We start from the raw sequence: 12,973 nt of genomic DNA, 5'->3' as shown, positions 1-12,973 counted from the left end.
AATTAACTTTCAGCATTAAGATATCATTAAATATCAAATAATCAAACTTGAATTTGCGGATGTGTTGTAGGGATGAATCCAAACAAATGTTGGCTCATGACGATGTAGTAAGCGGAAGTTAGCTCTAAAATTCGGTTACTTAAACGATAAGCAGCTTTTGAATATGACTTCCTAATTTTCAAAAGCCCGAACATAAAAACAGGTTTCAATTTGTTCAGCTAAATGCGCTGCAAATGTAATTTTTTTTTTGACATGCAAAACATTTTCATATTTTTTTTGAAATTATTTTTATGCCTTGAAATTCAGTGTCTTTTAATCATTAAATTAGTGCTTTACTAATTGAAAAGGCACGTTCCCTTGTAAAATGATTGCAAAAGCTAATAAGCACTATTTTTATAAATAGAATAGCCATAGATTTGAGTATAAATCTTATAATTATGAAAACAACAAAACCAATGTCACAGAAAAAAAATGGCTTAAAAAAGCCAGAAACAGAAAAAAAGCCTTTGATGAAAAAAAATTATCATTGGCCGTTTGACCTAGACACGCAATCAGCCAAAAAAACAATTTCTTTTTTAAGCATTATTGTGATGACTTTTTTCTTCTCCAGTAATCTATTAGCTCAAAACAACACTGGAACGGAAGTAAAAGGCATTGTTAGCGATGAAAATGGTCCAGTAGATCAAGTAACCATCACCTTGAAAGGTACAGACACAAGAACCATAACAGACAAAAAAGGTATGTTTACTTTTCCACAAGCACTAAAAGAAAATGATGTATTAGTTTTCAGTCATTTAGGGTATCATACCCAAGAAATAAAGATTGACAAAAATGCACCATTTATAGAAGTTGAATTGGCTTCCGAAACTGTTCAAATGTTAGGTGCTTTGCAAAGTGACAAACCCTATAAAAGCAAACGTAAGAAGTAAGGTACTTCCTTTCTAGTTTTATGAAACAATTACTGTATAGCTGTATCTTTTTAATAGCATGCCAAATCCAAGCGCAGCAGTCCGATTTCAAACATATTGACTTTCGGAAAGCCGATAGCTTGGCATTGGCTTATAAAGGCACTGATTTATATGATTTACAGGAATTGACTAATAACCTATCCACTGGATTGACAACCGATGTAGAACGCTTTAGAGCCATTTACATGTGGGTTTGCACCAACATAAAGAATGATTATAATCTGTATTTAAAAAATAAACGCAAACGGCAACGCTTTAAGGCAGACAGTCTAAAAACTCAAAACTGGAACAATCGATTAAAAAAAGATGTTTTTAGAAAGTTAATTAAAGATAAAAAGACCATTTGTACAGGTTATGCTTTTATGGTTCAACAACTGGCGTCATTGGCCAACATCCCATGTGAAATTGTTCATGGTTATGGAAAAACGAGCACGAATTTGTTACATGAATCGGATATGCCAAACCATACCTGGAATGCTGTAAAACTCAATGACAAATGGTACTTGTGCGACCCAACTTGGGCCAGTGGCATCCAGAATGCCGAAACCTTAACGTTTACTTTTGACTATAATGACGGTTATTTTTTAACCAATCCAGAACTCTTTGTTCTAAATCATTATCCTATGGATACTAAATGGTTATTGTTTGAAGGCACAACACCTGCTTTTAGGGACTTTTTGGAGGCACCTCTATTGTATGGCAACGCTTATAAAACGCTAGAAACCCATCATGCTCCTAAAAGATTTCATAATACGGTTAAAAAGCATGAAACCGTTTCATTTACGTATCAATTACAAAAACCTGTTTCTGATAATACCATTAGCCTTATAATAGATAATGGCACAAGCGATAGGCATGTTTCACCAACAACAAAAATTATAAATCAAAACTTAACTCTGGAATACCAGTTTAATGCTGTGGGATTTTATGATGTACATCTCATGATTGGTGAGGAGTATATTTCTACGTATACGTTTGAGGTGAAAGGTTAGTTTTAGAGTTTATTTGAAATTAAAATTAAAAATGATTACATTACGTTAATAACCAATATAATGCTTTAAAAATTAGACCGATTTACCATTTATAGTGGAACCTATGAAAGACGAACTTAAAAAAAAAAATTTGGCCACTAATAAAGGATTCAATATTGATTACCAATCCTAATCAGGTTTTGTCTGGGATAAAAATAAACGAAATTAGATTAGAACGAGATAATGGCACTGCATTAACGCATGATAATGGTACTGCATATGCAATAGTTTTTTTCGATGCTTATACCAAAAAAAGTGCTGATGAAATAAATGCTGCCATTAAATCTTACCCAAGTGTATCTATTTCTTACATCTATGATTTAGTTAAGTCTAATAGATTATGGAAATGGATGCCTAGATTAAGCAAAAAACTTAAAACATTATCAGTAGGAGATACTTGTAATATTTTGGTATTATACGATGAAAACAGCAAAGATTCAAAAGTAAAAGGGTTTACAGTCATAGATGCATAAACAAAACCAAACACTATACGCAATACAAATAACCTATTAATGAAGCTAACGTAAAATGAGATATTTATTATTACTTTTTTTATTCTTTGCTATTAACGCAAATTCTCAAAACAGTGAACTGGATGATTTTATTGATGACCTTTTTTATGACCTTCCAATTAAAAAAAGTGCATATACAATTTTGAAAGAAATGAATAAATCTGAATTTATCACAGACGCAAAAGTTGGAGATGATGTTATATTGAGCAAAATAATAGAAAACCCAATTTTAGACCTGAATAATGATTCAGAGTTATTAGTGTTTTTTGATGATAAAGTATCCACCCAGAAAAGGATTTTAATTCATAATCAAATAGATAAATCTAACTTTTACACTATTTTTAACCTACTAAAAAGCTTTGATTTAACATTCAGAAATGAAAAAGGCATCGATGGGAACAATGAAGCTGATATCTATTATTTTTGGAAAGATAAAAATAAAGGTCCGATATTAGTAGTCTCTATTTTACCTTTTCCAAAATTTGATGGCAAAATAAAATCAACAATAACAATTAGTCTCAATGAAAAAAATATAGACTAACAGTTACTTTATCTTAAGTTATCTACACAACCTACAACATCCTCAAAGTATTCACCTCCTGCTCGGTCAGGTGTTTCCAGTGACCTCGTGGAATATCTTTTTTGGTTAAATGCCCAATAGCGACACAATCAATTTTAATCATGTCATAATTAAAATGATCAAAAATGGTTCGGATAATGGTGTTTCCTGTATTCTTTATTTTTAAGCCTATTAGATTTTTACTTTCGCCTTTTATATAGCTTATTTCTTCAACAGCTATTAACTTACCATCAATTTTAAAACCGTCTTGAATACTTTTTAAATCTTCGTATTTCAGGTTTTTATCCAATTCCACCTGAAACAACCGTGGCACACCATTTTTAGAATTTGTAAACTTTTTTACCACACTATCATCATTGGTAAATAACAGTAATCCTGTAGAGTTTCTACCCAAACGGCCTATTGGTTTTATTTTAGCATTGGTCGCATTGGCCACCAAATCCATAACCGTTCTGCCTTTTCCTTCACTAGTAGTTGTAGCAAAGCCTTTTGGCTTATTGAGCAATACATAAGCATTCTTTTCTGGGTTAATGCGTCTGCCATCATAACGTACATCATCTTCCAGCTTAACCTTATAACCCATTTCTGTAACAACCTTTCCATTTACAGTAACCAAACCAATAGCAATATGCTCATCAGCTTCACGACGTGAGCAAATACCTGAATTGGCAATATATTTATTAAGCCTGATGCTATCAGAATCACCAGATGTATTGGTTGTTGCTTTCTTTTTCATAGGTGAATTACCGCGTGCCAGGCTCTTATCGCCTGAATTATTACCACCTCTTCCAGTTGTGTTTGCGTTATTATGTCTTTGTCCTCTTCCTGAAGGGCGCTTCTTTCCGCCTGTTCCTTGCTTTCTGCTCATGATTACCAAATTTTTGGCAAAGATAGATGATAATTAATAGCTTAACTAATAATAGGAATTTTATTCAATATCACTGACACATCAATCAATGGAATACTAACAACACCAGCAATAATTATGAATTTCAATATATTATGAAGCACCAAATACTGTGGCTTACTGGTTGATTTCCATAATAGTAACTGAAAAACAACCAGTAAAATTACACTCAAATAAAAGAAATAAGCCATTCTGCCAACCTGAAATTTATAAATGAGTAAAAAAGCTGGAATGAGTGTTAGTGCACCCAGTATGGTAAGCATGGTTTTTGAAGCTTTTTCCCCATAAACCACAGGAATGGTATGATAGTTTTGAGCCAAATCACCAGTAATATTCTCTAGATCTTTTGTGAGTTCTCTCATTGATATAACTAAAAACAAAAACATGGCATGAACAAAAATAACCGATTCAAAATTTTTGTAATATATGAAGATGACAAAAAAAGGAGTAATGGTTAGAATAGCTGATGTCAAATTACCTACAAAGGGCATTTTTTTAAGTTTATGCGAATAAAACCAAATAGCAAAAATATAAACTGAAAAGAAAATAACTGCTTTAAACGAAACATAGCTAGCTAAAATGACTGCAATAAAATTAAGCACGAAATAGAATGAAAGTTTAGTGTTTTGACTGACCAACCTATCTAACATAGATTTCTGCGGACGATTGATTAAATCTTTTTCAGAGTCATAAAAATTGTTGATGATATAGCCAGCTGCAATGGTTGCCGAGGATGCTAAAACCAACATAAAAAGATTGAGGTCTAGCAATACTGAACGTAAGGTCTTATTGTGTGCCAAAATATAAATGGCGGCAAGATATTGCGCTATGATAATGATAAGAATATTGTAACCTCTTATGACAGAAAACATACTAAAAAACTTTAGTAAAATATGTTTTTGCCTACGGGATAACATGTCGGGAGATTTTAGAAGTTGTATACAACCTCTAATTTATAATCTTTAAGGGATTCTTTGGCTTTTTCAATGTTTTCAGTAAAACCAAGAATATAGCCTCCACCTCCAGAACCACATAGTTTAAGATAGTAATCGTTGGTTTCTAGACCTTTTTTCCATAAATCATGAAACTGTTTAGGAATCATTGGCTTGAAATGATTTAAAACGACTTTAGACAATTGTTTTGTGTTTTTAAACAATGATTTCACATCACCTTTAAGAAAATCATCCACACAGGCATCTGTATGTTTAATAAACTGGTCTTTAAGCATACTGCGGAAACCTTCTTGCTTCATATTTTCCATAAAAATACGAACCATAGGTGCAGTTTCACCAACAACACCACTATCTAATAAAAAGACTGCTCCTTTACCATCTACTTTTTGTGATGGAATACCCGTTGCTTCAATGTTGTCTTTTGAATTAATGAGAATAGGAATGCTTAAATAACTATTCAAAGGATCTAAACCAGATGACTTACCATGGAAAAAGGATTCCATTTCAGAAAATATGGCTTTTAATTTTAAGAGTTTTTCTCTTGTTAAATTCTCTAAAACCGTAATTTTATTGAAAGCATATTTATCATAAATAGCAGCAACCAAAGCACCACTACTTCCCACACCATACCCTTGAGGAATTGACGAATCAAAATACATACCTTCAGCCAAATCACTACGAAGGGCTTCAACATCAAATCTCACCAATTGCGAGTCTATTGTTTCTAAATAATCAGCAAACCGCTTTAAATTATTATTTGATTTTTTTGTGACTTCCGTATCAGTATCTGAAACCTTTAAAGCACCATTATAAAAGTTATAAGGAATTGATAGTCCTTTAGAATCTTTGATGATACCATATTCTCCAAAGAGTAGAATTTTTGAATAAAAAAGTGGTCCTTTCATCTGATTAATGAAAAATTAATAATGCAAAGTTAATAATTAAACTTTAGATGTTTTTACAATACTAACCAATAATCGTAACATTTCCTGTGATTTAGGCTTAAATTTTTCAAATTCTTCTTTATTGATAAAATCCGTTGCGTATAACAAATCTAACCAATAATCTGTTTCATTGGCTTCCTTTAAGCTAATTGACATCTTGTTTGTGAAATCAGGTTTGCTTTGTGCAAATTCAGCTTCTCGTACATTTGCTCCAATTGATGTTCCTGATTTTAAAAGTTGCCTAGACATCACAAATTCTTTTCTATTGTTTGCCAATTCTTTGTATAAATCAACAATATCAACTGCAAAATCAAAGCTTTTATCTTTAATAACATTAGGTTTCATAAATGAATAATTTTAGTTCTACACCAAAAAGTTAAGGTATAAAAATTATTCATTTTTAACTTTTAATCATTAATTTTTTCTGCACCAAAACCAATTTCGTCGCAAATATATTCTTCATTTTTACAATATGCAACTAACTCGTTCTGAATAAATTCCAATATTTTTTCAGACTCTTTCTTGGGATAAAGCACATGAACGTTGGCTCCAGCATCTAAAGTAAAGCCTATATGTAAACCCGTTGCTTTTCTGAATTTCCAAATTTTATTGATTATCTCTAAAGTGTTTGGCTTCATCAAAATAAAATATGGCATACTCGTCATCATCATGGCATGTAATGTCAAGGCTTCACTTTCTATAAGTTCAATAAAAGAATCTAAATCACCTGATTTTAAAATTGATTTCAGACTTTCTAAATTAGTATGAGCCTGTTGGAATCTGTTTTTTGCAAACGGATGATCATGCATTAAATTATGACCAACTGTACTACTTACCTGCTTCTCTCCTTTATCAACTAATAAAATGGTGTCTTGGTAGTTTTTAAAGTTTTCATGAACAGCGTATGGGTATTTAACACCAAATAAATCATTACTTCCTTGAATACTATCTGTTTTTCCCCAAACTATTAAATCGCCTTCAATACTTCTACAAGCCGAACCAGAACCCAATCGTGCTAAAAAGGAAGCTTTTTGGTTAAAAAACTCGACAGTCATTTGTGGTTGAATAGACTTTTCAATACTCATCAAACACAAAGCCAAAGCACTCATTCCAGATGCAGAAGATGCAATTCCAGAACTATGCGGAAAAGTGTTTTGGGTTTCAATTTTAAAATGAAATTGTCTTAAAAAAGGTAGATAATCTTCAACACGTTCAAAGAATGTTTGAATTTTTGGTTTGAAATCGTCTTTTTTAATCCCGTCTAAATACACTTCAAATGAAAAATCAGCTACATTTTCTTTAGGACTGTAGGACAAGGTTGTTATTGTCTTACAATTATTGAGAGTAAAACTAATGGATGGATTCTCCGGAATCTGATCTTTCTTTTTGCCCCAATATTTTACAAGTGCTATATTACTTGGTGATTCCCAAGAAACTTTCCCAGTTTGCTTTGCAATAGTATATGGCTTTGGAATAAAATCGTGTTCGGTCATGTTTTGCTAATCTTCGGACAAAGATAACAACTTTAGCATTGTATTATAGTTTCTAGCAGTTGCGAATGTTTGAAATTTTCGTTCAAAAAAATTGACATTAAATTTTGCCTTACCCAATCCTTTATCATGAAAATAGTAGATACAATCATTGATAATGTGATATTCTTCACCTTCATACACTTTTTGTAAAGCTTCACGAACCACTTCAGCTTTTGGCTCATCATGCAACATCATAAAATAGCTAGCCTTCTTTTTTTCTTCATTAAAAGGAGATTTTTCGAAAATGTTCAGCAGTTCGGTTCTAGTTTTTACCATAACAGATACTTCAAAACCAAAATGAGATTGTATGGCTTTTGAAATGTACTCTTCAATTTCTAGCTTATTACTTTCACTGGTTTGCAAAATCACATTTCCGCTTTGAATATAGGTTTGTACATTTTGAAAACCTTCTTTTTCTAGCAAATTTCTCAAATCTATCATAGGTACTTTTTTATGACCACCTACATTAATACCTTTTAATAATGCAATATATGTTTTCATTTGGCTATTGCTTTTGCTGAAATATAAGCACCTGTCCAAGCATTTTGAAAATTAAATCCACCTGTTACAGCATCAATATTCAGTACTTCACCTGCAAAATACAAGTTTGGAAAAAGCTTACTTTCAAAGGTTTTAAAATTCACCTCCTTTAAATCCACACCACCAGCAGTTACAAACTCGTCTTTAAATGTACTTTTCCCGCTAACATGAAAAACAGCTTGTGTTAATTGAGCGGCTAATCCCTCTAATTGACTTTTATTCAAATCTGCCCAACGCGCTTCTGTTTCAATATCTGCAGCTAAGACCAATTGTTTCCATAGCCGTTTTGGCAAATGAAATTGAGCTGATTTCAAAACTAATTTTTTTGCCAAATCATGCTTAAAAAGCTTTAGTTTATTTAAACAATTTTCATATGTATCATTAATAAAATTAATTTCAATATCAAATAAATAGTTTCGTTTTGCTAATTCAACAGCACCAAAAGCTGATAATTTTAGAATAGCCGGTGCACTCATACCAACATGTGTTATAAGCAAAGGGCCTTCGCTGTATAAGTCTGTTCCAAGAACTTTTACACTCACCTGTTGAGCAACTACGCCTGGAATATCCTTTATACGTTTATCTTTAATATCAAATGTAAAAAGTGATGGGACAGGTTTAGAAATTGTGTGCCCTAAATTTTCAAGTAGCTTCCAAAACTTTACACTACTTCCTGTTGCTATTAAGAGTTTTTTACAAGAGAATTTTTCATCTGTTGTCTCCAATTTAAAACCTAAATTATCAGTCGGAATTATTTTGGATACATTTTTACTATAAAAAACTTCTACGTGGTGTTTTTTAGCTTCATTTAAAAAACAATCGACAATTGTTTTAGAGCTATCTGTAATGGGAAACATACGTCCATCATCTTCTATTTTAAGTTCCACACCTCGTTTTTCAAACCATTCAATAGTATCACCAGTCATAAATTGATGAAAAGGTCCTAACAATTCTTTTTCACCTCTAGGGTAATTCGTTACTAGCTCTTGGGGTATAAATTCGGCGTGTGTAACATTACAACGACCTCCTCCGGATATTTTCACTTTCTGAAGGCCTTCTTTAGCTTTTTCCAATATCGCAATTTTCAAGCTAGGGTTTTGTTCAGCCATATTAATAGCTGCAAAAAAGCCAGCAGCACCTCCACCGATTATAATAACGTCAAAGCATGTTTTATTCAAGTGAATTTCTTGTTTCTGTTTGAATTTTGAAAAGTACTAAAAATCAATCTAAATTTAGGTCAACACCCAATCCAAATGTGAATCTAAAACCTTCAGCACCATGGAATAAATTAAATGAACCTGAAATACTTTCGGCAGCAGTAATCCAAAAACCGCCACCATAATCATTATGCCATTTTTTTGAGCCTTCGCCTTTATACCAAACCCTTCCTAAATCAAAACCACTGTAAACACCAAATTGCAGCGGCAACGTACTGGTCTTAATTGATTTGAATGTGTAACGTAAATCTGCACTTGTCACAAAAGCATTTTGCCCAACAAATCTTTCATTTCTATAACCTCTTAAGCCATTATCGCCTCCCAGACTTGATGCCTGATAAAACTCAAAGTCGTTCCCAATTCTAAATTGGGCATTCACACTCGTTTTTAGGACCAATTTTCGATTTTTAATAAGTGAGTTATAAAAGCCCATGTTTGTATTAATATATCCAAAAACCTTCTTAACATCTTCAAGTTCTGTTGTACCTCCAAGATGCAAACCAAAATTCATGCCTCTTGTAGGATTTGCTTTATTATCATAACTCTCATAATCATAGTCTAGCTCAAGAGACGAATAAAATTTCATGTCGTAAAAATCTGAATCGGTATCAAGAGATTTTAAAATCCTATTCGCGTCATTTACAATTTTAAAACCCTCTAGAACTGTTCTAAAACCATAATCACTACCAAACGGCCCTCTTCTAACCATTCCAAATCGTGCAGCATAGGATTCTGTTCCAATCCGATTAAAATCCATACCTAATTCTGATTCATTATTAACCGTCTCATTACCATAGCCAAAAAAGTTTTGCGTGTAATTTTTAGTCGTAAGCTTACCGCCTATAATCATATTCCAGTCTTCATAAACATTTGCGATTTCACCATTATAGTTGACTATAAATCCACTTGTGGCAGTAAAATAAGCTACATTAAACCGATGTTGAAGCGAAAATGGATTTCGTTGAAAGCCATTTTTGGTCATGGTGACTGTAGCTCCCAACAAAAACCCATCGTCAGGATTGTAACTAATGGCAGGAGAAAGCACATTGGTTTTGGTAATATGCTTTTTGTAATCAAATAAATTAAGATTATAGACATCTGTAAATCTAATGACCGATCTTTTTTTGTTTACAATAGTATTTTCCTTTGACTTATGATCATAAACTTTAACGCGTCGACCACTTTTAACATTGTATGAATCATTACCATAACCACCAACGATTCTTGTATAAATTAGATTATTGGCTTTTCCTGAAACCTCAAAAACATCATCATCATCAAGCCCATAAATCCAAATTTCTTTGGTTGTATCCCTATGGTAGGTTCTATCAACAATAACCTCACCTTTTTTGCCATCGATTATTCTTGAAATTTTAACTCGTGTTTCTTTATTTCCAACTCTGGCAACCTCAATGTAATCATCTTTATCAGTTCCTGTCAAAACAACCAGACTGTTCAAATATTGGTAATAACGCTTTGCTATATCTACCATATTTTCTCTTCTAGCTTTTAAATGACCAACTATTTCTGTTAATGTTGAATCTTGAACAGCTTTTGGGACATGGGCAAAAGCTTCCATTATGATGTCATCTGTAATGTGGTCTTTGAGAAATTCGGCTTGCTTTATCCAGTTAGATTCATCTGCTTGTTGAAGTAAAACTCTATCTAATTTAATTCCTGCACTGTTTATCCACTTTAAATCTTCATTGCTCAATTGATCATCATAAACCTGCAACTGATTAGTAGATGCTGAAATAAAGCGCGCAACATCTAATATAGCACCATCAAAATTTGCAAAAACTTGATCTCGATCCCTAGGTATAGGCTTATAAATATTGTCTCCATTCTCCAAATCAAACTGCGCCCAACGCCATTGGTCTTGGTGCCTATCCCAATCACCAATTAACATATCAAACAAACGCGCTCTGATAAAAGCATTTTCATCAATTTTATGCTTTTCATCCTCTCTAATTTTCTCTATTATATCATAAGTGCTTTCAATATCATCAGCATACCCAAAGTTTCTTTCTTTTGAATAATTCTCTTCTGGTCGCTCTTCAATCATATATAATTCGCCGCCATACTCCGAATTAAAATCTCCTAAATGTTTGTGTTTGGGTATAAAGTATATTTTAGGATTAGTGTGATAAACCTCTGCAGCATGCGCTAAAGTTGGCACGACCATAAAAGCATATGGATGGGCTGCTGTGTAAAAATCTAGAATTAAACTTTGCACAGCAGTTTGTTCGTAATCATCACCAATGTATGTTGTTTCAAACATAGAAGTTTGCAAAAATTGAGTAGCACTTTTTCGTAATGCACGCATGTTAAGTTCTCTCCCGTCTTTTGTTTTTAATCGTAATGAACGTGTTTGATGACCACCTCCCTTTCTAACTACTTCTAATCCACCATGCAACGTATCTAATGTGGCTACTGGAACTTTTATTTTCTGACTGTAAACATCCCTATAATGATCGCCCCAAATGCTCTCAAAAAATGCAGATTTATCAGTCTCCTCCTTACTGTAAATTGAAACTTCGACGGAATCTGGAAAAGATTCACGTAATTCCTCAACATTAAAAACTGATTTAGGTTGAATGATCTCCTTTTGAAACAATAATTTAGGTTTGTTGTTTTCAACCCCAAAAAACTGAACCCAACTACTTCCATCCTCGTAAATTATTAATTCAGCGAATCCTTGTTTCCCATAACTAAATAGACCGTTCTCTCCCAATGCCGCAACAGATTCCTTTGCGCCTGACCCTGAAACAATCTGCTTAACACCTTCTTTTTCTATGTATTGCAACGAATGTTCATGTCCTGAAACAATAACTACGTTTTTGGAATCTAGAACCAATCTTTCCATACGGTTCATTAATTCATTATAGCTTTCATTAAATCTATCTTGAATAGAAACGCCTCCTTGTGTTCTTATTTGTGTGACTAGTGATGCTAGAATAGGCAATGGGATTTTACTTGCAGAAGGATACAAATGCCTATATGCTGGATAATAACCACCATGAATCCCATTAGTGTACATTGGGTGATGCATAGCGATAATGGTAGTCTTTTTTTCTGACTTTTTAATTTCACCTTCTAATTCTTCAAGAAAACGTTCTCTTGTTTTTATCTCGCAATCATCATTAATGGTTGGGTTTTTATTCCAGTTTTCAATATACCATTCTGAATCTACTATAATAAGCTGAATTGTATCACTAACATCAATACTTTCAATAGGACAACCATCTTCTGGTAAAAACGTGTTCTTACCCAAAGCATCCTCTATAAATTTTTCTTGTCTTTTAAGACCTTCCAACCCATTTGAATACCAGTCGTGATTTCCAGGAATAAAAATGGGTGTACCATTAAAGTTCTCTATAGATTTTAACTGACCATTGAGCGCATTTTCAGCAGATACCCTGTACTTATGACCTTTTTCTGGCAGACCTTCTGGATAAATATTATCTCCCAAAAATATGGCATAATGCCCCTTTGTATCTTTATCTGAAACATAGTTATGAAAAGCTGATAAGGCATTAGACATGCTATTTGGTGGTGAATATCCAGCATCACCAATAAGATATAGTTTGGTTTCAACTTTTTTAGCAGGTAAATCAGAGGCTATGAATTCTTCTGAAGTATATTGTGGCTTATAAGTAGCACATGAAAACGTTATCAATAACAGTAAAGCAAAAACAAATCGGATAGGCATTTTTTACATTTTATTATAAACCTAAAGATACACATTATAGCAGGTAACATTACTCCAATTCATTCAAAGATGGTCTG

At 32.9% G+C, this 12,973-nt stretch carries 12 protein-coding genes; 4 read left to right on the top strand and 8 right to left on the bottom strand.

Features of this window, described 5'->3' with window-relative positions:
- Positions 1-437: 437 nt before the first annotated feature.
- From HGK31_RS05200 to HGK31_RS05185, 4 genes are all read left to right on the top strand, one after another.
- Positions 438-929 (top strand): carboxypeptidase-like regulatory domain-containing protein, encoded by a 492-nt coding sequence (locus HGK31_RS05200; RefSeq protein ID WP_191858774.1) that lies wholly within the window; start codon positions 438-440, stop codon positions 927-929.
- 20 nt (positions 930-949) lie between these two features.
- The gene (locus HGK31_RS05195; protein WP_191858773.1) at positions 950-1,960 is read left to right on the top strand and encodes a transglutaminase domain-containing protein; all 1,011 of its coding nucleotides are present in this window, start codon (positions 950-952) and stop codon (positions 1,958-1,960) included.
- 155 nt (positions 1,961-2,115) lie between these two features.
- Entirely contained in the window at positions 2,116-2,472 is a 357-nt protein-coding gene (locus tag HGK31_RS05190) for a hypothetical protein (RefSeq protein ID WP_191858772.1), read from the top strand.
- Between the two features lie 55 nt (positions 2,473-2,527).
- Positions 2,528-3,052: a hypothetical protein gene (locus HGK31_RS05185; protein WP_191858771.1), complete on the top strand. Its 525-nt coding sequence runs from the start codon at positions 2,528-2,530 to the stop codon at positions 3,050-3,052.
- A gap of 31 nt (positions 3,053-3,083) precedes the next feature.
- Here the strand turns inward: HGK31_RS05185 and HGK31_RS05180 are convergent, their stop codons facing one another.
- The 8 genes from HGK31_RS05180 to HGK31_RS05145 all read right to left on the bottom strand — a co-directional run bounded on the left by HGK31_RS05180 (position 3,084) and on the right by HGK31_RS05145 (position 12,896).
- Entirely contained in the window at positions 3,084-3,959 is an 876-nt protein-coding gene (locus HGK31_RS05180) for a pseudouridine synthase (RefSeq protein ID WP_191858770.1), read from the bottom strand.
- 41 nt (positions 3,960-4,000) lie between these two features.
- Entirely contained in the window at positions 4,001-4,915 is a 915-nt protein-coding gene (locus HGK31_RS05175; RefSeq protein ID WP_191858769.1) for a geranylgeranylglycerol-phosphate geranylgeranyltransferase, read from the bottom strand.
- Positions 4,916-4,926: 11 nt separating this feature from the next.
- On the bottom strand, positions 4,927-5,856 hold the full coding sequence (locus HGK31_RS05170) for a mevalonate kinase family protein (RefSeq protein ID WP_191858768.1): 930 nt from the start codon (positions 5,854-5,856) through the stop codon (positions 4,927-4,929).
- A 36-nt stretch (positions 5,857-5,892) separates the two neighbouring features.
- Positions 5,893-6,240 (bottom strand): four helix bundle protein, encoded by a 348-nt coding sequence (locus tag HGK31_RS05165; RefSeq protein WP_104735476.1) that lies wholly within the window; start codon positions 6,238-6,240, stop codon positions 5,893-5,895.
- Positions 6,241-6,302: 62 nt separating this feature from the next.
- On the bottom strand, positions 6,303-7,388 hold the full coding sequence (gene mvaD / locus HGK31_RS05160; protein WP_191858767.1) for a diphosphomevalonate decarboxylase: 1,086 nt from the start codon (positions 7,386-7,388) through the stop codon (positions 6,303-6,305).
- A gap of 6 nt (positions 7,389-7,394) precedes the next feature.
- A complete protein-coding gene (locus HGK31_RS05155; RefSeq protein ID WP_191858766.1) occupies positions 7,395-7,928 on the bottom strand; it encodes a DUF1697 domain-containing protein in 534 nt (177 codons plus the stop codon).
- Positions 7,925-9,076, bottom strand: coding sequence for a BaiN/RdsA family NAD(P)/FAD-dependent oxidoreductase (locus tag HGK31_RS05150; RefSeq protein WP_233451005.1), 1,152 nt, complete (start codon positions 9,074-9,076; stop codon positions 7,925-7,927). Before HGK31_RS05150 ends, HGK31_RS05155 begins: the two co-directional genes overlap by 4 nt.
- 112 nt (positions 9,077-9,188) lie before the next feature.
- Positions 9,189-12,896 (bottom strand): metallophosphoesterase, encoded by a 3,708-nt coding sequence (locus HGK31_RS05145; RefSeq protein ID WP_191858764.1) that lies wholly within the window; start codon positions 12,894-12,896, stop codon positions 9,189-9,191.
- Positions 12,897-12,973: the final 77 nt, after the last annotated feature.

The organism is Hanstruepera ponticola (assembly GCF_012931685.1).
GTDB classification, from domain to species: Bacteria; Bacteroidota; Bacteroidia; order Flavobacteriales; family Flavobacteriaceae; genus Hanstruepera; species Hanstruepera ponticola.
Note: the sequence above shows the minus strand (reverse complement) of the source record. Positions and strands in the feature narration are given on the sequence as shown.